This window comes from Aeromonas sp. SCS5, from assembly GCF_001887375.1.
Taxonomy (GTDB): Bacteria; Pseudomonadota; Gammaproteobacteria; order Enterobacterales; family Aeromonadaceae; genus Aeromonas; species Aeromonas jandaei.
The window spans coordinates 237,634-263,306 of record NZ_LFCS01000006.1 but is presented as its reverse complement, the minus strand read 5'-3'; the positions used below and the strand labels follow the sequence as shown (position 1 = coordinate 263,306).

Here is a 25,673-nt window from a genome sequence, read left to right as displayed (position 1 = left end):
TGTTTGCATTGTTTGGAATAATAAAAATACAATGCGAAACTGTAATTTATATTTAGGTGTAATAGAGTGATTGTGCAGAATTGCATTCAAAAAATATGTGCAATTTTCCCTCCAGAACAAGTTGTGATCTTCCCTCCAAAATCAATATTCCACTTCCATCGAAAGCAGAAATTTACGACCCGCTGGGTTATATTCTGATGGTCAAAATAAGCAAACCCCATTCGATAATATTTCGATGAAGAGTCGTTGGTTCATCCTAATAAATCGTTCAGGGACGACAATCCATTCAGGAGCGCACACAATGTTGAAAAATGCTTTCGCTAATCTGCAAAAGGTTGGTAAGGCGCTGATGCTGCCAGTATCAGTCCTGCCAGTCGCAGGTATTCTGTTGGGGGTGGGTGCTGCCCACTTCAGCTGGCTGCCGGAAATTGTTTCCCAGTTGATGGAACAGGCCGGTGGTTCCGTATTTGGCCAGATGGCCCTGCTGTTCGCAGTGGGTGTCGCCCTTGGCTTTACCAATAACGACGGTGTATCCGGCCTGTCTGCCATCGTTGGCTACGGCATCATGGTCGCCACTCTGAAGGTAATGGCACCTGTCATGGGTGTTGAAAGCATCGAGACCGGTGTGCTGGGTGGTATCCTGGCCGGTGGTATCGCTGCCTGGGCCTTCAACCGCTTCTACAAAATCCAGCTGCCCGAGTATCTGGGTTTCTTCGCCGGCAAACGTGCCGTACCCATCATCACCGGTTTCCTCTCTATCGGTCTGGGTGTCATCCTCTCCGTCATTTGGCCGCCAGTAGGTGGCGCTATCGGTGCCTTCTCTGACTGGGCTGCCAACCAGAACCCGGTACTGGCCTTCGGTATCTACGGTGTGGTTGAGCGTTCTCTGATCCCGTTCGGTCTGCACCACATCTGGAACGTACCGTTCTTCTATCAGGCTGGTACCTGCGTCAACGGTGCCGGTGAAACTGTTCACGGTATCATGACCTGCTTCCTGACCGCTGATGACGCGTCCCGCGCTGCCGGTAACGGCTTCGGTCAGCTGGCTGGTGGCTACCTGTTCAAAATGTTCGGTCTGCCTGCCGCTGCGTTTGCCATCGCTCACGCCGCCAAGCCGGAGAACCGTGCCAAGGTAGTAGGTATCATGGCCTCTGCAGCCCTGACCTCTTTCCTGACCGGTATTACCGAGCCGATCGAGTTCTCCTTCCTGTTCGTTGCTCCGGTACTGTACGCCATCCACGCTGTACTGGCTGGTCTGGCTTACGTGCTGACCAACACCCTGGGTATCGTACACGGTCACACCTTCTCCAACGGTTTCATCGACTTCGTTGTTCAGTCCCCGCGTGCCAGCCACATGATGCTGCTGGTTGGTCTGGGTCTGGTATACGCTGCCATCTACTACGTGGTATTCAGCTTCGTTATCCGTGCCATGAACCTGAAAACTCCGGGTCGTGAAGACGAGAGCACCGAGTCCACTGTTGGCCAAGGTAAAGACGAAATGTCCGCCGCTCTGGTTGCTGCCTTCGGTGGTAAAGAGAACATCGCTTCTCTGGATGCCTGCATCACCCGTCTGCGTGTTGGCGTGAAAGATGTAGCCAAGGTTGACCAAGCTGGTCTGAAGAAACTGGGTGCTGCCGGTGTGGTAGTGGCTGGTTCCGGCGTACAAGCCATCTTCGGTACCAAGTCCGACAACCTGAAAACCGACATGGATATCTGGATGAAGAGCAACTAATTCAGTTGCCTGACATCAGGTTCCGGAAGAGGGAGGCGCAAGCCTCCCTCTTCTTTTTGTGCCGTTTGGTGACTGGGAGCTGAGTCTGTCATGAAGCACTTGACCGGTATTGTTGGTACGCGGCAATAAAAAGAGCGCCACAGCGGGCGCTCTTTAAGCAAGAGGGGGAAGGGTTAGAGTTTCTCCAGATCCCGCTCAATCTCGCTGATCTTGTTCTGCACTACCTTCTCCAGATGGCGCAAGTCGCGCAGGATCTTCTGCTTGATGTCCGGGTCGGCATGAACATGCACGCCCTGGGTAAGGCTGTCGAGCTCATCGACCACGTATTTGAGGTTGGCGTTGATCTCGGTGACATCCTTGTACTCATGGGTGCCCGAGTCAACCAGCATGGTTTTGCGCTGGCGCGGGTATTTGAATTTGACACTCTTGGCGAAGAACTCGCCCTTCTGCTTCTTGAAGTAGATCTTGAGGATGTCGTGGTTGGCCTCCTGGCGCAGGGTGTAGCTGTCGACGGAGGCGGGATCCTGGATCCCCAGACTCTTGAGATTCTCGTACATCAGGCTTCCTCGGTTTGAAACGATCCTGTCCCATCTATCTTAACCGAGCTTGTGCTGCTTGCCTGTGACAGCGGCGCCAAAATCAAAAGGGCGCCATCAGGCGCCCTTTAAAGCACGGTGAACGGCTTACTCGTCGATGGAGCGCAGCAGGGCGTTGATGCCGACTTTGGCGCGGGTCTTGGCATCCACCTTCTTGACGATCACGGCAGCGTAGAGGCTGTACTTGCCGCACTTGGAGGGCAGGGAGCCGGAGACGACTACGGAGCCAGCCGGTACGCGGCCGTAGTGGATTTCGCCGGTTTCGCGGTCATAGATGCGGGTGGATTGGCCGATGAAGACGCCCATTGAGATAACGGAACCTTCCTCGACGATCACCCCTTCAACCACTTCGGAGCGGGCACCGATAAAGCAGTTGTCTTCGATGATGGTCGGGTTGGCCTGCAGTGGCTCCAGTACGCCGCCGATGCCGACGCCGCCGGAGAGGTGTACGTTCTTGCCGATCTGGGCGCAGGAGCCGACGGTGGCCCAGGTATCGACCATGGTGCCTTCGTCAACGTAGGCGCCGATGTTGACGTAAGAGGGCATCAGCACAGTGTTGGGGGCGATAAAGGAGCCTTTGCGGGCGGTCGCCGGCGGCACCACACGTACACCGGCAGCCTTGAACTGCTCTTCGGTGTAGTTGGAGAACTTGAGGGGAACCTTGTCGTAGTACTGGGCGTCGTCGCCCTTGATGATGCCGTTGTCGTTGATACGGAACGAGAGCAGTACCGCCTTCTTCAGCCACTGATGAACAACCCACTCACCGGCGATCTTCTCGGCAACCCGGGCCTTGCCGGAGTCCAGCAGTTCGATGACTTGCAGGATGGCGGATTTGGTAGCGCTGTCCACAGTGCTCGGGGTAATGGTGTCGCGGCGCTCGAAGGCCGCTTCAATGATCTGTTGCAACTCGGTCATGACAGGTTTCCTTTAAAAAATTCTGTTTGTTGTATCACACTTTTCCGACTGTTTTTAAGTGGCTGACCGGAATTCTTCCGGCCAGCGACCATTTCTTTCATATTTCCCAGCCAACCATTTGTTTGGTATGGGAAAACGGAGGTAAAAACAGCCTCTTTCGAATCAGATTGCACTCACTCCATGACAAATTGCTGCGGATTGAGCTGATGCACCAGCCGCTCTTCCAGTTGCAGTTGCTGCTCTGCCGTCAATGGCTCGCCATCGAGGCTGGTCAGACTGAAAAAGTCCTCGACCCGTTCGCCAAAGGTGGCGATCTTGGCGGCGTGCAGCGACAGGCCGCACTGCTGGAATACCGCGCCGATCCGCGCCAGCAGGCCGGGAGTATCGAGGGCGGTCAGCTCCATCAGGGTGTGGCGGCTCTCCCCCTTGTGCGGTAGAAAAACGACCCGGGTCGGCACGCTGAACTGGCGGTGGCGCCGTGACAGCGGTTTGTTGCGCAGCACCAGTTTGCCCGGCTCCTGCAGCGCCTTCTCCAGCGCTTTCTTGATGGTGGCGGTGCGGTTGGGACTAATGGGTTCGCCGTTGGGTTCCAGCACCACAAAGGTATCGAGCACGAAGTTGCTGCGCGAGTTCATGATCTGGGCGTCGTGAATGTTGAGGTTCTTCTGATCCAGCGCCGAGGCGACGGTGGCAAACAGGTTCGGCGTGTCGCGGCAGTAGATGAACACCTCGCTGCCACCGCGGGTCGGGTGTTTGCCGATCAGCACCAGCGGCGCCGGGTTGTCGCCATGCTCGATGATGTGGCGGCAGTGCCAGGCGATCTGTTCCGGGCTGTGACGCAGGAAGTAATCGGCCTTGAAGTCGCCCCAGAGCTGATTGATCGCCTCCTCCGGCACGTCACGCTGCGCCAGCAGCTGCTTGGCTTGGCGCTGGTTCTCGCGAATGCGCAGTCGCATGTCGGGCGGGTTCTCCAGCCCCTGGCGCAGCGCCTTCTGGGTCGCGAAGTAGAGCTCGCGCAGCAGAGTGCCCTTCCAGTCGTTCCACAGGGTGTCGTTGGTGGCGCAGATATCGGCCACGGTGAGGCAGTAGAGCAGGTCGAGATGCTGCTCGTCGCGCACCTTCTGGGCAAAGTCGGTGACCACGTCAGGGTCATAGATATCGCGGCGCTGGGCGGTGACCGACATCAGCAGATGGTGGCGCACCAGCCAGGCGACCAGCCGGCTCTCGTAGCGATCGAGGCCGTGCAGCTGGCAGAACTCCAGCGCATCGACGGCGCCAAGTTCCGAGTGATCGCCGCGCCGCCCCTTGGCGATATCGTGGAACAGGGCGGCGATGCTGAGCAGCTCCGGTTTGCGCAACCGGGTGAACACCTCGTGGCAGAGCGGGTGACTCTGGCGGTTGGCCGGGTTGGGAAAGCCGTGAATGTTCTTGAGCAGCCGATGGGTGTGCTCATCCACCGTGTAGGCGTGGAACATGTCGAACTGCATCTGGCCGACGATGAGGTTCCACTGCGGCAGGTAAGCCGCCAGAATGCCGTACTTGTGCATCAGGCTCATCGGCAGGCCGATACCGTTGGGGTGGCGCAGCAGCGCCATGAACAGGCGACGGCACTCCGGCAGATCCTGCAGCCAGCAGTTGAGCTTGCGCCGCGCTTCGCGCAGCTGGCGCAGGGTGGCGGAGTGGATACCGGCAATCTCGGGATGCTGGGCCATCTGGTAGAAGAGGCGCAGGATAGCGGCAGGCTCGCGGGCGAACAGCTCGGCATCTACTGCATCGATGAGGCGGCCACGGAGCTGGAACTCGTCGGAGAGGCGGCGCACATCCATGGCGCTGTTGCCAAGAATCGCCTCGTCAAACAGTTGCAGCAGCATCTCGTTGAGCTCGGCAACCCGCCGTACCGTCTGGTAGAAGCGCTTCATCATCTGCTCGATCGGCGCGTTGCCTTCCCCCTCGAAGCCCAGCATCTGGGCCACGGTGCGCTGGCGGTCGAACAGCAGGCGGTTGTCGCCCTTGTTGATGGCCATGTGCAGGGCAAAGCGTACCTTCCAGAGGAAATTCTGGCAGTCGAGCAGCTCGCGGTACTCGGCGCGGTTGAGGAAGCCGTGACTGGTCATCTCGAACAGGGTGGTGGCACCGAAGTGGCGACGGGCGACCCAGGCGAGGGTCTGGATGTCGCGCAGACCGCCCGGATTGCACTTGAGGTCCGGCTCCAGCTTGTAGGCGGTACCGAGAAACTGCTGGTGCCGCTCCGCCTGCTCTTGGCGCTTGGCGCGAAAGAAGGCTTCGCTCGGCCAGAAGTGCTGGGGGCCGGTTGCCTCTTTGAGTTGCCGGAAACCCTCCTTGCGGCCGGTGATGTAGCGCGCCTCAATGAGGTTGGTGGCGACTGTGATGTCGGCCTTGCCCTGCTCGATGCACTCCGCCACGTTGCGTACCGCCTGACCCACCTCCAGCTTGAGATCCCATAGCAGGGTGATGAACTCGCCGATGCGCAGCCCCAGCACTTCGTCCAGCTCGTCGCCGTCATAGAGGATCAGCAGGTCGATGTCGGAGTGGGGGTGCAGCTCGCCTCGGCCATAACCGCCTACCGCGATGAGGGTGAGGTCGCTCTTGTCGAAGCCAAACTTCTGCCAGAGGCGGCAGAGCAGTTGATCCATATATTCGGAGCGGGTGGCGACCAGCTCGATGATATTGTCACCGGCATCGAAGCGGGCGTGCAGCCAGCCGAGAAAGCGGCTCAGGTACTCTTTGCAGTTGTCGCGGGTGAGCTGGTCGTCGGGTAACAGGTGGGGGGAAAGCAGGCTGGCGTCCATGGCATCTCACACACAAGTGGCAGGCATATGGCTGAAACGGGCAGTAAAAACCCCGGCGCTTTTCGCTAAGGGCCGGGGTTCGATGTTAGCTGTGTTTGATGAAGCGGTCGATAGTGTCGTCGGGGCGCAGGGTCAGCACTTCGCAGCCATCTTCGGTCACCAGCAGGGTGTGTTCCCACTGGGCGGAGTCGCCGCCATCCTTGGTGGTGACGGTCCAGCCATCCTTCGGATTGACCTTGCAGTGGTACTTCTTGCTGTTGACCATCGGCTCGATGGTGAAGCACATGCCCGCCTTCAGCTCCAGCTTGCCGCCGTTGCGGTAGTGGAGGATCTGCGGCTCTTCGTGGAATTCGGCACCGATGCCGTGGCCACAGTAGTCACGCACCACGGAGAAGCCGGCCTTCTCTACGATGGGCTGGATCACTGCGCCGATCTCGGTGATGCAGGCACCCGGTCGTACCTTCTTGATGGCGGCGTAGAGGCTCTCTTGCGCAATCTTGCAGAGCTGACGACGCAGCGGAGTGGTCTCGCCCACGATGAACATGGCAGAGGTGTCGCCGTGGTAGCCATCCTTGATGACGGTGATGTCGAGGTTGATGATGTCGCCATCACGCAGCTTCTTGTGGTTCGGGATGCCGTGGCAGATCACATCGTTCACCGAGGTGCAGATGGATTTGGGGAAGCCGTGGTAGTTGAGCGGAGCCGGGATAGCCTGCTGCACGTCAACGATGTAGTTGTGGCAAAGGGTGTTCAGTTCGTCAGTGGTGACGCCTGCTTTGACATGGGGCGCAATCATGACCAGCACATCGGCGGCCAATTGGCCGGCAACGCGCATCTTTTCAATCTCTTCCGGTGTCTTGATTTTAATGGACATGGGATCTCTCTTGCGGCCTGCCACCGGGCCTGCGAGGGCAGGCTGGACAGGTAATGAAAAATAGATGCGTTTGCAATCAGGCCAAAATTTTATCCGCAACCCCTTCGTACTTCCAGTGTGATTGTCATCACAACGTCAAATGGCAGTCGCAACCTCCGTTGACGGGATCCATATTTAGCGCTCGTTTAGCCTCGCTCCGGTGGTGTCGTGGCCAAAGTTATGATATAAAGCGCGCCGGAATGGGGAACTTGCGTCCCGATTTCATCACCCTTACTTAAACAACACACACACATCGACACATATGCCGGGGTGCCTTAACGGGTCGGTTATATGGGATGTGTGGAGGCCTAACCCCAATACAGAGGTATAAAATGGCTAAAGTTTCTATGCGCGACATGCTGCAAGCCGGCGTTCACTTCGGTCACCAGACTCGTTACTGGAACCCGAAAATGAAATCCTACATCTTCGGCGCTCGCAGCAAAGTTCACATCATCAACCTGGAAAAAACCGTTCCGATGTTTGACGATGCCATGAACTTCATCAGCTCCGTAGCTGCCAAGAAAGGCAAGGTACTGTTCGTAGGTACCAAGCGTGCCGCGTCTGAAGCCGTAAAAGAAGCCGCTGAGCGTTGCGACCAGTTCTATGTTAACCACCGCTGGCTGGGCGGCATGCTGACCAACTGGAAAACCGTTCGTCAGTCCATCAAGCGCCTGAAAGATCTGGAAACCCAGAGCCAGGACGGTACCTTCGACAAGCTGACCAAGAAAGAGGCGCTGATGCGTACTCGCGAAATGGAAAAGCTGGAGAAGAGCCTGGGTGGTATCAAGAACATGGGCGGCCTGCCTGACGTTCTGTTCGTTGTCGATGCCGACCACGAGCACATCGCTATCAAAGAAGCCAACAACCTGGGTATCCCGGTAGTTTCCATCGTTGATACCAACTCCAACCCGGACGGCGTTGATTACGTCATCCCGGGTAACGACGACGCTATCCGTGCTGTTCAGCTGTACCTGAATGCTGCTGCTGACACCGTACTGGAAGCTCGCGCTCAGGACATCGTTGTTCAAGCTGAACAAGATGGCTTCGTTGAAGCTGAGTAATTGATAAGGACTGCAAAGCCCTTATTAACCAAGCTGATGTAATTGGTTAGCAGGGGCCCTTGTGGCCCCTGTTTCTTGTCAATTCAAGACCGAGGATACTGGACATGGCAAACATTTCTGCCGCCCTGGTAAAAGAACTGCGCGAGCGCACCGCCGCTGGCATGATGGATTGCAAAAAAGCACTGGAAGAAGCTGCTGGTGATATCGAGCTGGCAATTGAGAACATGCGCAAATCCGGTCAGGCCAAAGCCGCCAAGAAAGCTGGCCGTATCGCCGCTGAAGGTGTGATCTTCGCCCGTACCGAAGGCAACGTTGCCGTCATGATCGAGCTGAACTGCGAGACTGACTTCGTTTCCAAGGATGCCGGCTTCCTGGCCATGGGTCAGAAGATCGTCGAGATCGCTGCTACCCAGAAGATTGCTGACGTTGACGCGCTGAAAGCCGCTGACTTCGGCAACGGTGAGTCCGTAGAGCTGACCATCACCAACCTGATCGCCAAGATCGGTGAGAACATGAACCTGCGTCGCGTGATGCTGGTTGAAGGTGACAACCTGGGTACCTACGTTCACGGTTCCCGCATTGGTGTTATCACCAAGCTGACTGGCGGTACCGACGAGCTGGCCAAAGATCTGGCCATGCACGTAGCTGCCAACAGCCCGCAGTTCGTCAAGCCGGAAGATGTTTCCGCTGACGTCGTTGCCAAAGAGCGCGAAATCCAGATCGACATCGCCATCAACTCCGGCAAGCCGAAAGAGATCGCCGAGAAGATGGTTGAAGGCCGCATGAAGAAGTTCACCGGTGAGGTTTCCCTGACTGGTCAGCCGTTCGTGAAAGATCCTTCCATGACCGTTGCCGAGCTGCTGAAGAAAGAAGGCGCTGACGTTGTCTCCTTCACCCGTTTCGAAGTGGGCGAAGGCATCGAGAAGCAAGAGACCGATTTCGCTGCTGAAGTTGCAGCTCAAATCGCGGCCGCTCAGAAGGCTTAATCGAACCGGTTTTTCCGTTTCCCCAGACCGCGACTTATGTCGCGGTCTTTATATGACCAGGAATCAGTGACATGAGTACCAATCCCAAACCTGCATACAGACGTGTTCTTCTGAAGTTGAGTGGTGAAGCCCTGCAAGGCGCCGAGGGTTTCGGCATTGATCCGGCGGTGCTGGATCGGATGGCCCAAGAGATCAAGGAGCTGGTTGAGTTGGGTGTTCAGGTCGGTCTGGTCATCGGTGGCGGCAACCTGTTCCGTGGTGCCGGTCTTGCCAAAGCGGGCATGAACCGCGTGGTGGGCGACCACATGGGTATGCTGGCAACCGTGATGAACGGTCTGGCCATGCGTGATGCCCTGCATCGTGCTTATGTGAATGCCCGTCTGATGTCTGCCATCTCCCTGCAGGGGATCTGTGACTCCTACGTCTGGGCCGAAGCCATCAGCCAGCTGCGTGCAGGCAAAGTGGTGATCTTCTCTGCCGGTACTGGCAACCCCTTCTTTACTACCGATTCTGCGGCCTGTCTGCGCGGGATCGAAATCGAAGCCGACGTGGTGCTGAAAGCCACCAAGGTCGATGGTGTATACAACGAGGATCCGGTCAAGAATCCGGATGCCGTGCTGTACCATGAATTGAGTTATGATGAAGTTCTTGAAAAAGAGCTCAAGGTGATGGATCTTGCTGCCTTTACTCTGGCACGTGACCATGATCTGCCGATCCGCGTGTTCAACATGAACAAACCGGGTGCCCTGCGCCGGGTTATCATGGGTGAGCCGGAAGGTACCCTGATCCATCACGTCAGCAAATAAGATAGATGCGAGCCGCGTGGCGGCTCGTTCGCCAAAAGGAAAACCGCTGTGATCAACGAGATTAAAAACGACGCCAAGGAGCGCATGGGCAAGAGTGTCGAGTCACTCAAGACCCAGATGTCCAAGATCCGTACCGGCCGTGCTCACCCGAGCCTGCTCGACGGTATCCAGGTTGAGTACTACGGTGCGGCCACTCCGCTGAAGCAGCTGGCCAACGTGGTAGCCGAAGACTCTCGCACCCTCTCCATCTCCGTATTTGACCGCTCCATGATCCAGGCGGTAGAGAAAGCGATCCTGACTTCCGATCTGGGCCTGAACCCCTCCAGCAACGGCCAGAGCCTGCGTGTGCCGCTGCCGCCGCTGACCGAAGAGCGTCGCCGCGACCTGACCAAGGTTGTTCGTGGTGAAGCGGAAAACGCCCGTGTTGCCGTGCGCAACATCCGTCGCGATGCCAACGCCGATCTGAAAGCGCTGCTGAAGGACAAAGAGATCTCCGAAGACGACGACCGTCGCGCCCAGGAAGAGATCCAGAAACTGACCGACTCCTACATCAAGCTGGTCGATGAGGCCCTTGCTGCAAAGGAGAAGGAGCTAATGGAAATCTAAGCGCCTGAAAGGTATATTACGAGCGCCGTGTAGTGCCCCTGCACGGCGCTTTTGTCTTTGTGGGAGAAAACCATGTCGCTTTTGGCTGCGTTGGGTGATTGCGCCAACACCTCTTTGCCCCGTCACGTCGCCATCATCATGGATGGCAACGGCCGCTGGGCCCAGAACCGTGGCAAGATGCGGGTCTATGGGCACAAGGCTGGCGTCAAGTCGGTGCGTGAGGCGGTGACCTTTGCCGCCCGGGCCAAGATCGAAGCATTGACCCTGTTCGCCTTCTCCAGCGAGAACTGGCGTCGCCCGGAAGGGGAGGTCAGTGCCTTGATGGAGCTCTTCATTACCGTGCTGGGCCGTGAGGTGAGCAAGCTTCACAGCAACGGCATCCGGCTCAAGGTGATCGGTGATACCGCCCGCTTCAGCGAGCGGCTGCAGGCCAAGATCGCCAAGGCGGAAGCGCTGACCGCCAACAACAAGGGGTTGACCCTGAACATTGCGGCCAACTATGGCGGCCAGTGGGATATCGCCCAAGCGGCCCGCAAGCTGGCCACTGCCGTGGCGGCCGGTGAATTGTCGGCCGACCAGATTGATGAGTCCATGCTTGGCCGCGAGGTATGCATGGCCGATCTGCCCCCGGTGGATCTTCTGATCCGTACTGGTGGTGACCATCGCATCAGCAATTTTGTTTTATGGCAGCTCGCCTATGCCGAGCTCTACTTTACCCCGGTGTTGTGGCCCGATTTCAACGAGGCCGAGTTCAGTGAGGCCGTTGCCTCCTTTGTTGCCCGCGAACGCCGCTTCGGTTGTACGGGTGAACAGATCCGGGAATTGATCGCCGAGCAGCAGACCGGCTAAACCCCGCTCCCAAGAGAGAGGTTTCTTTTGCTAAAACAACGAATTATTACTGCTTTGATGTTGATCCCCCTGGTATTGGGGGCGCTTTTCTTTCTGCCATTGAAGTTTTTTGCCCTGTTGGCTGCGCTGGTCTTTTTGCTGGCCAGCCGTGAATGGAGCGGCTTTGTCTCTGCCGCCCCGCAACAATGGTTACCCATCGTATTCTGCCTGTTGCTCGGGGCCAGCCTGTTCTGGTTGCCGGTGGAGCAGCTCTGGACTCCCCATCTGCACCCGCTGGTGATGGGCGTGCTCTGGACCGCCGTCAGCTGGTGGCTGCTCGGCTTGCTGCTGGTGCTGCGCTATCCCCAAAGCGCCAAGCTGTGGAAAGAGTCGGTCTGGCTCAAGTCCCTGTTTGGTCTGGTGACTCTGGTTCCCTTCTTCTGGTCACTGGTGGCCATCCGTGGTTACAACTTCTATCACGACCCCATGATGGGGGCCTGGATCCTGCTGTTCGTCATGGGTCTGGTTTGGGCGGCAGATTCTGGCGCGTATTTTTTCGGCAAGGCGTTCGGCAAACACAAGCTGGCACCGGCCGTGAGCCCGGGTAAAACCATCGAAGGGATGTGTGGCGGCCTCTTTACTGCCAGCCTGCTGGCGGTGGGGGTGACCTGGTTCATGGGCTTTGTGCCCGCCAAGATGGGGATCGTGCTGTTCTGCTCGCTGCTGGCGGTGCTCGCCTCTGTACTCGGCGATCTGACCGAGAGCATGTTCAAACGTGAGGCCGGTATCAAGGATTCCGGCTCCCTGCTGCCGGGCCATGGTGGCATCCTCGACCGGATCGACAGCCTGACGGCCGCCCTGCCGGTGTTCCTGCTCAGCTATCTGCTACTCAGCCAGGAGTTCTGATGCACAAGTCTCTGGTTATTCTGGGGGCGTCCGGCTCCATTGGTCAGAGTACCCTGAAGGTGCTGCGCCACAACCCGGGCAGTTGGCAAGTATTGGCGTTGACCGCCGCCCGCAACGTGGATGCCATGTTGCGGGATTGTCTCGAATTCTCCCCCCGTTTTGCCGTGATGGTCGATGAGGAGGCCGCCCGTGAGCTGGCTGCTCGTCTGCAAGCGCACGGCAGTGCGACTAGGGTCATGTCTGGTGCCGCCGCCCTGTGCGACGTAGCCGCTCACCCCGATGCTCACAGCGTGATGGCGGCCATTGTCGGTGCGGCCGGACTCGCCCCCACCATGGCTGCGGTACGTGCCGGCAAGCGCATTCTGCTGGCCAACAAGGAGGCGCTGGTGATGTCCGGTGCCTTCTTCATGGAGGCCGTGCGTGAGCATGGTGCCGAGCTTCTGCCCATCGACAGCGAACATAACGCCATCTTCCAGTGCCTGCCGACCGAGGTGCAGCGCCAACCCGGTTTCTGCGATCTGGCGGCGGCGGGGATCAGCAAAATCCTGCTGACCGGTTCCGGTGGCCCGTTCCGTTATACCGAGGTTGGCGAGCTGGCTCATGTCACGCCGGCACAAGCCATCGCTCACCCCAACTGGTCGATGGGGGCCAAGATTTCAGTCGACTCCGCCACCATGATGAACAAGGGGCTGGAGTATATCGAGGCGCGCTGGTTGTTCAATGCGGCGCCCGAGCAGATCCAGGTGGTGATCCACCCGCAGTCGGTGATCCACTCCATGGTGCAGTACAAGGATGGCTCCGTGCTGGCCCAGCTCGGCAACCCCGATATGTGCACTCCTATCGCCCACGCGCTGGCCTATCCCAATCGCATCCCTTCCAGCGTGGAACCTTTGGATTTCTTCAGTGTCGGAGAGTTCAGCTTTATCCGGCCTGATTACGATCGCTATCCCTGCTTGGCGCTGGCCATCAATGCCTGCCACAAGGGGCAAGCAGCAACCACTGCGCTCAATGCGGCCAATGAAGAGGCGGTTGCCGCCTTCCTGGCCGAGCGGATTGGCTTTATGGATATTGCCCGGATCAACGAGGCGGTGATGCTGGCGCTGGAGAGCAGTGCCGTGAGCTCCCTCGACGATCTGTTTGCCCTGGATGGCGTCGCGCGTGCCCGTGCCCGCCACCTGATTGAGGAGCTTGGCTGATGGGCGGTGTGTTGTGGAATATCGGGGCCTTTGTCGTTGCCCTTGGCCTGCTGGTCGCGGTACACGAGTTTGGCCACTTCTGGGTTGCCCGCCGTTGCGGGGTAAAGGTTGAGCGTTTCTCCATCGGTTTTGGCAAGGCGATCTGGCGTCGCCTTGGCAAGGACGGCACCGAATACGTGCTGGCCCTGATCCCGCTGGGTGGCTACGTCAAGATGCTGGATGGCCGGGTGGATGAGCTCAAACCCGGCGACGAGCAGTACGCCTTTAACCACAAGTCGGTATGGGCCCGGATGGCCATCGTTGCGGCTGGCCCCATGGCCAACTTCGTCTTTGCCCTGTTTGCCCTCTGGCTGATGTTCATGATTGGCGTGCCGGCGGTAAAACCGGTGATTGGCGAGGTACGCCCTGCGTCCATCGTGGCCGAGGCGGGCATCCTGCCGGGCATGGAGATTGTCGGGGTCGGTGATGAGCAGACCGGCGACTGGGAGAGCGTCACTTATGCCCTGCTGAGCCATCTGGGCGATCAGTCGGTCACCCTCAAGGTGAAAGCCCCCCAGACCAGCTATGCCACCGACAAGAATCTGTCGCTGGAGAGCTGGAAGTTTGATCCGGACCGGGAATCCCCGATCGGCAGCTTGGGGATCGTGCCCCTTGGTGGCAAGGTATTGCCTGTGGTGTCGGCCGTGGTAGCCAAGAGTGCCAGTGAAAAGGCGGGTTTGCAGGTTGGCGATCGCATCAAGCGGGTCGGCGAGCAGGAGATCACCGAGTGGGCCCAGTTCGTCGAGCTGGTGCAGCACGCACCGGGCGCACCGTTGCAGGTAGTGGTCGAGCGCAACAACCGCGACCTTGATGTGACCCTGACCCCGGATACCAGAAAGGTGCAGGGCAAACTGGTTGGTTTTGTCGGGCTCTCGCCGCAACTGGTTCCATTACCGGATGAATACCGAATTCTGTTACAGTATGGCCCTTTGCAGGCCCTGTGGCAGGGAGCCCAGAAGACCTGGAGCCTGATCACGCTCACCTTTGACATGATCGGCAAGCTGGTTGCTGGCATAGTGTCGCTGGATAACCTGAGCGGCCCCATCTCCATTGCCAAGGGGGCGGGCAGCAGTGCCGACTATGGTCTGGTCTATTTCTTGAGTTTTCTGGCGCTGATCAGCGTCAACCTGGGGATAATCAACCTGTTCCCCCTGCCGGTGCTCGATGGTGGCCATCTGGTCTATTTCCTTATCGAAGCGGTCACTGGCAAACCGGTGTCGGAGAGAATTCAGGAAGTGGGTTTCAGGATCGGTGCCGCCATTCTGATGTTATTGATGGGCATTGCGCTGTTTAACGATTTCGCTCGCCTCTGAGGCCAGAGCATCAACAAGGACACATAAGAACAAAATGGCTGTTAAAAAAGCATTGGTGTTGAGTTGCCTGCTGGGCGCCAGTTTCCTGGCCCAGGCGGCCCCTGCCTCTTTTGTGGTGCAAGATATCCAGGTCGAAGGTTTGCAACGGGTGACCCTGGGTGCGGCACTGTTGAACCTGCCGATCCGGGTTGGCGACTCTGTCGACTCCGTCGCATTGGCGAATGCCATCAAGAAGCTCTACTCCTCGGGCAACTTCGAGGATGTGAAGGTCTACCGCGATGGCCAGGTGCTGCAGGTGATGGTCAAGGAGCGTCCGACCATCTCCAGCATCGAGTTCTCCGGCAACAAGGATATCAAAGAGGAGCAGCTGACCCAGAGTCTGGAGTCCTCCGGCATCCGTGTCGGCGACCCGCTGGATCGCACCGTGCTTACCTCCCTCGAAAAAGGGTTGGAAGATTTCTACTATGGCGTGGGCAAGTACTCCGCCAAGGTCAAGGCTATCGTCACCCCGCTGCCGCGCAACCGGGTAGACCTGAAGTTCACCTTCGTCGAAGGTCAGGCTGCCAAGATCCAGCAGATCAACATCGTCGGCAACAGCGTCTTCCCGGAAGAGAAGCTGATTGCCCAGCTCTCCCTGCGTGACGAAGTGCCCTGGTGGAACTTCACCGCGGATCAGCGTTATCAGAAGCAGAAGCTGGCCGGTGATATCGAAACCCTGCGCTCCTACTACATGGACCGCGGTTATATCCGCTTCCAGCAGGAGTCCACCCAGGTCTCCATGACCCCGGACAAGAAGGGCGTTTACGTCACCCTCAATATCAAGGAAGGGGAGCAGTACAAGGTCTCCGGCGTCCAGCTGAAGGGCGATCTGATCGACCGCGGCGGCGAGATGAAGGGGCTGATCCCCATCGAAGCGGGCAGCACCTACTCTGCAAGCCAGGTCACCCACACCGAAGAGGTACTCTCCAAGTTCCTCGGTCGTTATGGTTATGCTTATCCGAAAGTGGTCACGTTCCCGCAGATCAACGACAAGACCAAGGAAGTCGAGCTCATCGTCAACGTTGAGCCGGGTCCGCGTGTCTATGTGCGCAACATCAACTTCACCGGCAACGCCACCACCGAAGATCAGGTGCTGCGCCGCGAGATGCGCCAGATGGAGGGCACCTGGCTCTCCTCGGACAATATCGAGCAGTCCAAGAGCCGCCTCAACCGCCTCGGCTACTTCGAGAGCGTGGAAGTGGACACCAAGCGGGTGCCGGGCAACGAGGACCTGGTCGATCTCGACTTCAAGGTCAAGGAGCAGCCGGCCGGCTCCATCAACGCGGGTGTGGGTTACGGTACCGAATCGGGCCTGAGCCTGCAGGCGGGGATCTCCCAGGACAACTTCATGGGTACCGGCAAGCGGGTTGCCATCAACGCCAGCACCAACGACTACTCCAAGAACGTCGATCTGAGTTACAACGACCCCTACTTCACCGTCGATGGCGTCAGCCTGGGTGGCCGGGTCTACTACAACCAGTTCCGTGCCGATGATGCGGATATCGTTGATTATGAAAACGAAACCATCGGTTTCCGTCTCTCCAGCGGTTTCCCGGTCAACGAGTTCAACCGTCTCGACTTCAGTACCGGTGTCGAGAGCACCAAGCTGAGCCGTCCTTCGTTCAATGCCCAGAACTATCAGGAGTGTCTGAAAGACAACCCGGATACCAATGGCAACACCTACTGCTGGGATCAGTGGAACGACAACCGCCAGTCGGTGCAGATGGATCAGTTCTGGAACCTCTATTCGCAGGATGGCTCCAACCTCGACTTCGTGACTGTCGACCTGACCGCAGGCTGGACCCGCTCCACCCTGAACAAGGGGATGTTCCCGACCGCCGGTGATCGCCAGCGGGTCAACGCCAAGGTGACCGTACCGGGCATGGAGCTGCAGTACTACAAGCTCTCCGCCGAAGATGCCCACTACTTCCCGCTCGATGCGGATCACAGCTGGGTAATGATCGGCAAGGGGCGCGTCTCCTACGGCAATGGCTATGGCAATGACTCCATGCTCCCCTTCTTCGAAAACTACTACGCCGGTGGTTTCGATACGGTGCGCGGCTTCAAGAGCAATACCATTGGTCCCAAGGCGATCTACAAGACCTATACCAAGCCTGGTACCGGTGGCTGTACCGGCAATCAGCCATGTGAAACAGGTAACTACGAAGGTTCCGACACCTCGGTCGGTGGCAACGCTCTGGCAGTGGCCTCGTTCGAACTGGTCTTCCCGACTCCGTTCGTCTCCGAGACCTACCGTCCGCAGATCCGCTCTACCGCCTTTATTGATGCCGGTACTGTCTGGAGCACCGATTTTGCCAATGGTGCCTACCCCTGCGCCGCCGGGGCAGATTGCAACTACTTGAGCCAGGACTACTCCAGCCCGGGTAACATCCGGGTCTCTGCCGGTGTCTCCCTGCAGTGGCTCTCTCCCATGGGCCCGCTGGTATTCGCACTGGCCAAGCCGATCAAGAAATATGAGGGTGACCGTACCGAGTTCTTCTCGTTCAACATCGGCCGTACCTTCTGATGAGTGTTTCACCCCCACCCATACGGTGGGGGTATTCAATGATGGGACGCGCAGCTTGCGTGCCTCACCAGGTAACAAGACGGTGTCAATGCCGCTTGCATAATCGGGTAAATCAGGTAGCCCTCGCCATGAGGGAACAAGGAGTAAGTGTGAATAAAGCGTTGAAAGTAGCTGGTTTGAGCTTTGCACTGATGGCTGCCGGCATGGGTTCTGCCTTCGCTGAGACCAAGATTGCCGTGGTCGACATGGGCGAAGTTTTCCAAAAGCTGCCCCAGCGTGAAGCCGTTGCCGCCAAGCTGAAAGGCGAATTCGAGCCGCGCATGCGCGAGCTGCAGAAGCTGGAACAGGAAGGCCAGAAGCTGGTCGAGAAGTTCCGCAAGGATGAAGCCTTCATGAGCGCCGAGCAGAAGAAGCAGAGCCAGGAGAAGCTGGCCAAGCTGCAGATGGAGTTCAACCAGAAGCGCCAGGCATTCGAGCAGGACAATGGCCGTCGTCAGTCTGAAGAGCGCAACAAGATCCTGACCAAGGTGCAAGCTGCCATCGACTCCATCGCCAAGAGCAATGGTTACGATCTGGTGCTGGAGCGCAATGCCGCCCCGTATGCCGCCAGCAAGCTGGACATCTCCGGCCAGGTTATTTCTCAGGTAAGCAAGAGCAACTAATTGATGGCATTTACTCTCGCACAGCTGGCCCAGCAACTGGGGGCCCAGGTCCATGGCGACGGAACCCTGGAAATCCGCAAGGTAGCGACACTGGAAAAGGCCGGGGAGGGTGAGATTACCTTCCTGTCCAACAAGAAGTACCGCTCTTATCTGGAGCAGAGCAAGGCGACTGCCGTGCTTATCACAGAGGCGGATCTCCCTTTCTGTCCCACCAATGCGCTGGTGCTCAAGGATCCCTACGTGGGTTTTGCCCGGGTAGCCCAACTGCTGGACACCACCCCGCAGCCGGCCATGGATATCCATCCGAGTGCCGTCATCGCGGCCGACGTCCAGCTGGGCGAGAGAGTGGCCATCGGTGCCAATGCAGTGATCGAATCCGGCGTCGTGCTGGGTGACGATGTCCGCATTGGCCCGGGTTGTTTCGTTGGCAAGAATACCCGGCTGGGAGCTCGCTCCCGGCTGTGGGCCAACGTCACCCTTTATCACAATGTGACCATGGGTACCGACTGTCTGGTTCAATCCGGTACAGTGATCGGTGCCGATGGTTTCGGTTACGCCAACGAACGTGGCGAGTGGATCAAGATCCCCCAGCTCGGCGGCGTGACCATTGGCAACCGGGTCGAGATCGGTGCCTGCACCACCATCGACCGCGGTGCGCTGGAAGATACCCGCATCGCTGACAACGTCATCATCGACAACCAGTGCCAGATCGCCCACAACGTCGAGATCGGCTACGGCACCGCCGTGGCGGGCTCCACCGTGATGGCTGGTAGTCTCAAGGTCGGCAAATACTGTATCATTGGCGGCGCTTCCGTCTTTAACGGGCATATGGAGATCTGTGACCAGGCCACCGTTACCGGTATGGCCATGGTGATGCGACCCATTACCGAGCCCGGTGTCTACTCTTCCGGCATCCCTCTGCAAACCAATAAAGAGTGGCGCAAGACCGCCGCCCGGGTGATGCGTATCGAAGAGATGCACAAGCGGTTAAGCAAGCTTGAGAAGAAGCTGGATCAAGAATAATCACGATTGGTATAGGGTACTGTTTTGACTACTGAAAAGAAGAGCCTGGGCATCCAGGAAATTATGGATCTGCTGCCCCACCGTTATCCGTTCCTGATGGTGGATCGTGTAGACGACTACGAGATCAGCGATGAGCGCAAAACCCTGCGCGCCATCAAGAACGTCTCCTTCAACGAGCCGATCTTCCAGGGGCACTTCCCGGCCAAGCCGGTGTTCCCGGGCGTACTGATCCTCGAAGCGATGGCGCAGGCCACCGGTATCCTGGCCTTTACCATGGTGGGCAAGCCGTCCCCCAATGAACTCTATTACTTTGCCTCAATCGACAACGCTCGCTTCAAGCGTCCGGTCGGCCCCGGTGACCAGCTGGTGCTCGACGTGGAGTTCCTGAAAGAGCGTCGCGGTATTGCCAAGTTCACCGGTGTCGCCACCGTCGACGGTGAAGTGGTCTGTACCGCCGAGCTGATGTGCGCCAAACGCGAGGTTTAACACACGTGATCGACCAGACTGCCACCATTCACGATACTGCTATCGTCCATGAGTCTGCCGTGATCGGTAAAGGGGTTGAAATCGGCCCCTTTTCTGTCATCGGCGCCGAGGTAGAAATCGGCGACAACACCTGGGTGGGCTCCCACGTGGTGATCAAGGGCCCGACCAAGATTGGTCGCGGCAACAAGATCTTCCAGCACACCTCCATCGGTGAGGATTGCCAGGACAAGAAGTACGCCGGCGAGCGCACTTTCCTCGAGATTGGCGACAACAACGTCTTTCGCGAGAACTGCACCGTGCACCGCGGCACCATCCAGGATCAGAGCCTGACCAAGGTCGGTAGCGGCAACCTGTTCATGGTCAACGTTCACGTTGCCCACGATTGCATCATCGGTGACAACTGCATTTTCGCCAACAACGCGACCCTGGCGGGCCACGTGGTGATCGGCGATTTCGTGATCTTCGGTGGTCTCTCTGCCATTCACCAGTTCGGCCGCGTTGGCTCTCACGCCTTTGTTGGTGGCTGCGCCGCCCTGAACAAGGACGTGCCGCCCTACGTGATGGCCGCCGGCAACTACGCCAAGCCGTTCGGGGTCAACTCCGAAGGTCTGCGTCGTCGCGGTTTCAGCGCTGAGGCCATCTCTGCCGTCAAGCGTGCCTACAAAGAGATCTTCCGCTCTGGCAAGACCATCGAAGAGGTGCTGCCTGTGCTGATCGAGATGGCGCAAGCCGAACCGGCCGTCCAGCTCTATGTTGACTTCCTCAAAGACAACGAGCGCGGGATCATCCGTGCCTGATCCGGTTCGTATCGGTATCGTCGCCGGAGAGGTCTCCGGCGACATTCTGGCTGCCGGTCTGGTGCGCGAGCTGCAAGTCCGCTACCCGGATGCGCAGTTTGAAGGGATCGCCGGGCCGCGCATGCAGGCTCTGGGCGTCAAGGCCCTGTTCGAGATGGAAGAGCTCTCCGTCATGGGGATCACCGAGGTGCTGGGGCGTCTGCCGCGTATCCTCAAGGTCCGTCGCGAACTACTGCGTCACTTCATCGCCAATCCGCCCGACATCTTCATCGGGGTGGATGCACCGGATTTCAATATCGGGGTGGAGCTGAAACTGCGCCGCGCCGGTATCAAGACGGTTCACTATGTCAGCCCCTCGGTGTGGGCATGGCGTCAGAACCGCATTCACAAGATCAAGGCCGCCACCGACATGGTGCTTGCCTTCCTGCCGTTCGAGAAAGCTTTCTACGACCGTTTCGAGGCCCCTTGCCGTTTTGTCGGCCACACCATGGCGGATGACATTCCGCTGGTGCCGGATCAGGCTGCCGTGCGCCGCAAGCTGGGCATCGATGCCAACCGCCGCTGGTTGGCTGTACTGCCGGGCAGCCGCACGGCGGAAGTGGGCTTTATGTCCCCTCTGTTTCTCGAAGCGTGCAAACACCTGACGGTGCGCTATCCGGATCTCGGCTTTATCGTGCCGCTGGTCAACCAGAAACGGCGTGAGCAATTCATGGCTATCAAAGCCGAAGTGGCACCGGATCTCGAGATGGTGCTGCTGGAAGGGCAGGGGCGCGAGGCGATGATCGCCGCCGACGTGGTGATGCTCGCCTCCGGCACCGCGGCGCTCGAAGCCATGCTGGTGAAAAAGCCGATGGTGGTGGGTTACAAGCTCAAGCCCTTCAGCTACTGGCTGGCCCAGCGGCTGGTGAAGACCGAATTTGTCTCCCTGCCCAACCTGCTGGCCGGGCGCATGCTGGTGCCGGAACTCATCCAGCACGAGTGCACCCCGGAGAATCTGGTGGAAGAGGTAAGCAAATATTTCGAGCACGACAACAGTGCGCTGGTCAACACCTTCACCGAGCTCCATCAACTCATTCGCTGCAACGCCGATCTGCAGGCTGCCGAGGCGGTAGCCGAGCTGCTCGGCAGGTAGCAGCGGTAGGTTCGATTAGCCGCGCTGCGGCGTAATCGGACGATCGCGTCACTGTGTCACCGAACGCTCACCTAACTAATAGATGCCCAGGGAACGTTCGAATACGCTTCGCTATTCGAACCTACCTTCCTTGTTTTGATTCAAGGCTACAAGATGATGATCGATATTCCTGACGACAAGCTGGTTGCCGGTGTGGACGAAGTGGGCCGCGGCCCGCTGGTGGGTGACGTGGTCACCGCCGCGGTCATTCTCGACCCGGCCAATCCGATTGCCGGGCTGGCGGACTCCAAGAAGCTCTCCGAGAAGAAGCGCCTCGCTCTGTTTGACGAGATCAAGGAGAAGGCGCTGGCCTTCGCCATCGGCCGAGCCACCCCGGAGGAGATCGACGATCTCAACATCCTGCATGCCACCATGCTGGCGATGCAGCGCGCCGTAGCGGGGCTGAAGGTGACGCCCGAGCTGGTCTTTATCGATGGCAACCGCTGTCCTGCTCTGCCGATGGAGGCGCGTGCCGTGGTCAAGGGCGATAGTCTGGTGGCCGCCATCAGCGCCGCCTCGATCCTCGCCAAGGTGACCCGTGATGCGGAGATGACCGAGCTGGACAGCCGTCATCCCGAGTACGGTTTTGCCCGCCACAAGGGTTATCCGACTGCGGAGCACCTCGCCATTCTGGCCGAGCGCGGCCCGCTGCCGGAGTATCGCAAAAGCTTCAAGCCGGTGCGCCGCGCACTGGGGCTCGAATAATCCATGCTGATCTGTCGGAACGATTTCTGCCTTGGCTGGTTCTGCTTGCGTAATGAGAGGGCATGACGATGGCTGACCCCCGTTTTATCCATTTGCGAGTCCACACCGACTTCTCCATGGTGGATGGACTGCAGAAGATCAATCCCATCGTCGGGGCTGCCGCGGCCGACAACATGCCGGCGATTGCCCTGACCGACCAGATGAATATGTGCGGTCTGGTGCGCTTCTATGGCGCAGCCCACGGCAAGGGGATCAAACCCATCGTCGGTGCCGACTTCTGGGTGCAGAGTGACGAGCTCGGTGACGAGCAGTTCCGCCTCACCCTGCTTGCCATGGACAACGAGGGCTACCAGAACATCACCCTGCTCATCTCCCGCGGTTACCAGCGCGGCCATGTGCAGGGGCGTCCGGTCATCGACAAGGCCTGGCTTGCCGAACACGCCAAGGGGGTGATTGTCCTTTCCGGCGGGCGCGAGGGGGATGTGGGCAAGTTCCTGCTCAAGGGCAACCGCCAGATGACCGAGCAGTGCGTCGCCTTCTATCAGACCCACTTCCCGGATGCCTATTACCTCGAGCTGCTGCGCACCGGCCGCTCTGACGAGGAGGTCTACCTGCACATGGCGGTGGCCATTGCCACCGAGTTCGAGCTGCCGGTAGTGGCCACCAACGAGGTGGTGTTCCTCAACGCCGATGATTTCGACGCCCACGAGATCCGGGTCGCCATCCACGATGGCTATACCCTGATGGACAAGCGCCGTCCCCGTCGCTACAGCCCGCAGCAGTACCTGCGCAGTCAGGAGGAGATGTGCGAGCTCTTTGCCGACATCCCCGAGGCGCTGGAGAACACGGTGGAGATCGCCAAGCGCTGCAACGTGACGGTGCGCCTCGGCGAATATTTCCTGCCTAACTTCCCGACTGGCGACATGACTACCGAAGATTTTCTGGTGGCCAAATCGAAAGAGGGTCTGGAGGAGCGTCTCGAGTTCCTGTTCCCGGATCCGGCGGTGCGGGCCGAGCGCCGTCCCGAGTATGACGAGCGCCTCGATATCGAGCTGAAAGTAATCAACCAGATGGGCTTCCCGGGTTACTTCCTCATCGTGATGGAGTTTATCCAGTGGTCCAAGGACAACGGCATCCCCGTTGGCCCGGGCCGTGGTTCGGGTGCAGGCTCTCTGGTGGCCTACGCCCTCAAGATCACTGACCTCGACCCGCTGGAATTTGACCTGCTGTTCGAACGTTTCCTCAACCCCGAGCGGGTATCCATGCCTGACTTCGACGTCGACTTCTGCATGGATCGGCGCGACGAGGTGATCGAGCACGTTTCCGACATGTATGGGCGGGAGGCTGTGTCGCAGATCATCACCTTCGGCAGCATGGCGGCCAAGGCGGTGGTGCGGGACGTGGGTCGGGTACTGGGCCACGCCTACGGTTTTGTCGATCGTATCTCCAAGCTGATCCCGCCGGATCCGGGCATGACGCTGGCCAAGGCGTTCGAGGCCGAGCCCAAGCTGCCCGAGCTCTACGAGCAGGACGAGGAGGTCAAAGACCTCATCGACATGGCCCGCCGCTTGGAAGGGGTGGTGCGCAACGCCGGTAAACACGCCGGTGGCGTGGTGATCGCGCCCACCAAGATCACCGACTTTGCGCCGCTCTACTGCGATGACGAGGGTCATCACCCGGTCACCCAGTTCGACAAGAACGACGTGGAATACGCCGGTCTGGTGAAGTTCGACTTCCTCGGTCTGCGAACGCTCACCATCATCGACTGGGCGCTCGGCATGATTAACCCGCGCCTTGCCAAAGAGGGCAAGCCGCCGGTCGACATCGCCGCCATTCCCATCGATGACAAGCGCTCGTTCGACCTGCTGCAGCGCTACGAGACCACAGCGGTATTCCAGCTTGAATCCCGCGGTATGAAGGACCTCATCAAGCGGCTGCAGCCCGACTGTTTCGAAGACATGATCGCACTGGTGGCCCTGTTCCGACCGGGCCCGCTCCAGTCAGGCATGGTGGATAACTTCATCGACCGTAAACACGGTAATGAAGCCATCTCCTATCCGGACGAAAAGTGGCAGCACGAGAGCCTCAAGCCCATCCTCGAACCCACCTACGGCATCATCCTCTATCAGGAGCAGGTGATGCAGATTGCCCAGACGCTGGCGGGCTACACGCTCGGTGGCGCGGACATGCTGCGCCGGGCGATGGGTAAGAAAAAGCCCGAGGAGATGGCCAAGCAGCGGGCCGGTTTCGAAGAGGGCGCCATCAAGAATGGCGTCGACGGCGAACTGGCGATGAAGATCTTCGATCTGGTGGAGAAGTTTGCGGGCTACGGCTTCAACAAGTCGCACTCCGCCGCCTATGCGCTGGTCTCCTACCAGACCCTCTGGCTCAAGACCCACTTCCCGGCCGAGTTCATGGCGGCGGTCATGACCGCCGATATGGACAACACCGACAAGATCGTGACCCTGGTGGACGAGTGCCAGCGGATGGGGCTCACCGTGATCCCGCCGGACGTCAATACCGGCCGCTACCGCTTCAGCGTCAATGAAGATGGTCATATCGTCTACGGTATCGGCGCGGTGAAGGGGGTGGGTGAAGGCCCTATCGACGCGATTCTGGACGCGCGGGATCGGGACGGCCCGTTCCGCGACCTGTTCGACTTCTGCAACCGGGTCGACATCAAGAAGCTCAACAAGCGGGTGATGGAGAAGCTTATTCTCTCCGGCGCCATGGATCGGCTGGGCCCTCACCGCGCCGCCCTGATGGCGACCCTGGAGGAGGCGATGCGCGCCGCCGAGCAGCATGCCAAGGCGCAGGCGGTGGGGCAGGTCGACATGTTCGGCGTGCTTACCGAGGAGATTGACGACGTCAAGAAGGCGTTCGCCAATGTGCCGCACTGGCCTGACAAGGTGTGGCTGGAAGGGGAGCGCGAGACCCTCGGCCTCTATCTCACCGGCCACCCCATCAACCAGTACAGCGGCGAGCTGCGTCGTTATACGTCGGGCCGGTTGTGCGATCTGCATCCTACTTCCCGCGATACGGTGACCACGGCGGCGGGGCTGGTGATTGCCGCCCGCAGCATGGTGACCAAGCGCGGCAACAAGATGGGGATCTTCACTCTGGACGACCGCTCCGGCCGTCTCGATGTGACACTTTTCAGCGAAGCGCTGGAAAAGTACGAAGAGTTGATGCAAAAAGACCGTATTTTGGTGGTTTCTGGACAGGTCAGCTTTGATGACTTCTCCGGTGGCCTTAAAATGTCGGCCCGTGAATTACTGGATATCAACGATGCGAGGGAGCGTTTTGCCAGAGCAATTCGCATCTCCCTTGATGAACAGCGTATCGATGATCGCTTTTTTCCGCGTTTGTGCGAGATTTTGGAGCCCGCCCGTGCCGGAGTCTGTCCGGTTCAGGTAAACTATCGTCGCCCCGGTTCCCGGGTGCGATTGACGCTCGGTACCGAGTGGCGGGTGACGCCCACCGATCAACTGTTAGATGACTTGCGCGTCCTGCTTGGGCGAGAGCGGGTCGAGTTGGTTTTTGATTAGAGGTTCTA

21 protein-coding genes are annotated in these 25,673 nt (G+C 58.8%); 17 read left to right on the top strand and 4 right to left on the bottom strand.

Annotated features, from left to right (window positions below):
• Positions 1-301: 301 nt before the first annotated feature.
• On the top strand, positions 302-1,732 hold the full coding sequence (ptsG, locus tag BS300_RS08995; RefSeq protein WP_041208073.1) for a PTS glucose transporter subunit IIBC: 1,431 nt from the start codon (positions 302-304) through the stop codon (positions 1,730-1,732).
• A 173-nt stretch (positions 1,733-1,905) separates the two neighbouring features.
• Here the strand turns inward: ptsG and BS300_RS08990 are convergent, their stop codons facing one another.
• The 4 genes from BS300_RS08990 to map form a co-directional block, all read right to left on the bottom strand.
• Complete coding sequence (locus BS300_RS08990) at positions 1,906-2,289, bottom strand: DUF3461 family protein (protein WP_033116100.1); 384 nt, start codon at positions 2,287-2,289, stop codon at positions 1,906-1,908.
• A gap of 126 nt (positions 2,290-2,415) precedes the next feature.
• Complete coding sequence (gene dapD / locus BS300_RS08985; protein WP_033116099.1) at positions 2,416-3,243, bottom strand: 2,3,4,5-tetrahydropyridine-2,6-dicarboxylate N-succinyltransferase; 828 nt, start codon at positions 3,241-3,243, stop codon at positions 2,416-2,418.
• A 173-nt stretch (positions 3,244-3,416) separates the two neighbouring features.
• A complete protein-coding gene (gene glnD, locus BS300_RS08980; protein ID WP_041208074.1) occupies positions 3,417-6,053 on the bottom strand; it encodes a bifunctional uridylyltransferase/uridylyl-removing protein GlnD in 2,637 nt (878 codons plus the stop codon).
• An 85-nt stretch (positions 6,054-6,138) separates the two neighbouring features.
• Positions 6,139-6,927: a type I methionyl aminopeptidase gene (gene map, locus BS300_RS08975; protein ID WP_041208075.1), complete on the bottom strand. Its 789-nt coding sequence runs from the start codon at positions 6,925-6,927 to the stop codon at positions 6,139-6,141.
• 371 nt (positions 6,928-7,298) lie between these two features.
• On the opposite strand from map, the gene rpsB reads away from it, so the two are divergent.
• From rpsB to dnaE, 16 genes are all read left to right on the top strand, one after another.
• Positions 7,299-8,027: a 30S ribosomal protein S2 gene (gene rpsB / locus BS300_RS08970; protein ID WP_005303470.1), complete on the top strand. Its 729-nt coding sequence runs from the start codon at positions 7,299-7,301 to the stop codon at positions 8,025-8,027.
• Positions 8,028-8,131: 104 nt separating this feature from the next.
• Positions 8,132-9,013 carry a translation elongation factor Ts gene (tsf, locus tag BS300_RS08965; protein WP_041208076.1) on the top strand — a complete coding sequence of 294 codons (882 nt, stop codon included), beginning with the start codon at positions 8,132-8,134 and terminating at the stop codon, positions 9,011-9,013.
• 71 nt (positions 9,014-9,084) lie between these two features.
• Positions 9,085-9,819: a UMP kinase gene (gene pyrH, locus BS300_RS08960; RefSeq protein WP_041208077.1), complete on the top strand. Its 735-nt coding sequence runs from the start codon at positions 9,085-9,087 to the stop codon at positions 9,817-9,819.
• A gap of 48 nt (positions 9,820-9,867) precedes the next feature.
• Positions 9,868-10,425 carry a ribosome recycling factor gene (gene frr, locus BS300_RS08955; protein ID WP_041208078.1) on the top strand — a complete coding sequence of 186 codons (558 nt, stop codon included), beginning with the start codon at positions 9,868-9,870 and terminating at the stop codon, positions 10,423-10,425.
• A gap of 72 nt (positions 10,426-10,497) precedes the next feature.
• On the top strand, positions 10,498-11,274 hold the full coding sequence (uppS, locus tag BS300_RS08950) for a polyprenyl diphosphate synthase (RefSeq protein ID WP_033116093.1): 777 nt from the start codon (positions 10,498-10,500) through the stop codon (positions 11,272-11,274).
• Between the two features lie 27 nt (positions 11,275-11,301).
• A complete protein-coding gene (locus BS300_RS08945) occupies positions 11,302-12,159 on the top strand; it encodes a phosphatidate cytidylyltransferase (protein ID WP_041208079.1) in 858 nt (285 codons plus the stop codon).
• Positions 12,159-13,355, top strand: a complete 1,197-nt coding sequence (gene ispC, locus BS300_RS08940) for a 1-deoxy-D-xylulose-5-phosphate reductoisomerase (RefSeq protein ID WP_071912250.1) — start codon at positions 12,159-12,161, stop codon at positions 13,353-13,355. The genes BS300_RS08945 and ispC overlap by 1 nt, the downstream gene beginning before the upstream one ends.
• Positions 13,355-14,707, top strand: coding sequence for a sigma E protease regulator RseP (gene rseP, locus BS300_RS08935; RefSeq protein WP_071912248.1), 1,353 nt, complete (start codon positions 13,355-13,357; stop codon positions 14,705-14,707). Before ispC ends, rseP begins: the two co-directional genes overlap by 1 nt.
• Before the next feature lie 34 nt (positions 14,708-14,741).
• A complete protein-coding gene (gene bamA, locus BS300_RS08930) occupies positions 14,742-17,273 on the top strand; it encodes an outer membrane protein assembly factor BamA (protein WP_071912246.1) in 2,532 nt (843 codons plus the stop codon).
• Between the two features lie 149 nt (positions 17,274-17,422).
• On the top strand, positions 17,423-17,935 hold the full coding sequence (locus BS300_RS08925) for an OmpH family outer membrane protein (RefSeq protein ID WP_033116088.1): 513 nt from the start codon (positions 17,423-17,425) through the stop codon (positions 17,933-17,935).
• A 3-nt stretch (positions 17,936-17,938) separates the two neighbouring features.
• The gene (gene lpxD, locus BS300_RS08920) at positions 17,939-18,958 is read left to right on the top strand and encodes a UDP-3-O-(3-hydroxymyristoyl)glucosamine N-acyltransferase (protein WP_005343790.1); all 1,020 of its coding nucleotides are present in this window, start codon (positions 17,939-17,941) and stop codon (positions 18,956-18,958) included.
• A 24-nt stretch (positions 18,959-18,982) separates the two neighbouring features.
• Positions 18,983-19,444 (top strand): 3-hydroxyacyl-ACP dehydratase FabZ, encoded by a 462-nt coding sequence (fabZ, locus tag BS300_RS08915; RefSeq protein ID WP_005338559.1) that lies wholly within the window; start codon positions 18,983-18,985, stop codon positions 19,442-19,444.
• A gap of 5 nt (positions 19,445-19,449) precedes the next feature.
• Positions 19,450-20,241, top strand: coding sequence for an acyl-ACP--UDP-N-acetylglucosamine O-acyltransferase (gene lpxA, locus BS300_RS08910; RefSeq protein ID WP_042030265.1), 792 nt, complete (start codon positions 19,450-19,452; stop codon positions 20,239-20,241).
• On the top strand, positions 20,234-21,373 hold the full coding sequence (gene lpxB / locus BS300_RS08905; RefSeq protein ID WP_071912245.1) for a lipid-A-disaccharide synthase: 1,140 nt from the start codon (positions 20,234-20,236) through the stop codon (positions 21,371-21,373). The genes lpxA and lpxB overlap by 8 nt, the downstream gene beginning before the upstream one ends.
• A 153-nt stretch (positions 21,374-21,526) precedes the next feature.
• Positions 21,527-22,117 carry a ribonuclease HII gene (gene rnhB, locus BS300_RS08900; RefSeq protein WP_043849329.1) on the top strand — a complete coding sequence of 197 codons (591 nt, stop codon included), beginning with the start codon at positions 21,527-21,529 and terminating at the stop codon, positions 22,115-22,117.
• A 68-nt stretch (positions 22,118-22,185) separates the two neighbouring features.
• Positions 22,186-25,665 (top strand): DNA polymerase III subunit alpha, encoded by a 3,480-nt coding sequence (dnaE, locus tag BS300_RS08895; protein ID WP_041208431.1) that lies wholly within the window; start codon positions 22,186-22,188, stop codon positions 25,663-25,665.
• The last annotated feature ends 8 nt before the right edge of the window (positions 25,666-25,673 follow it).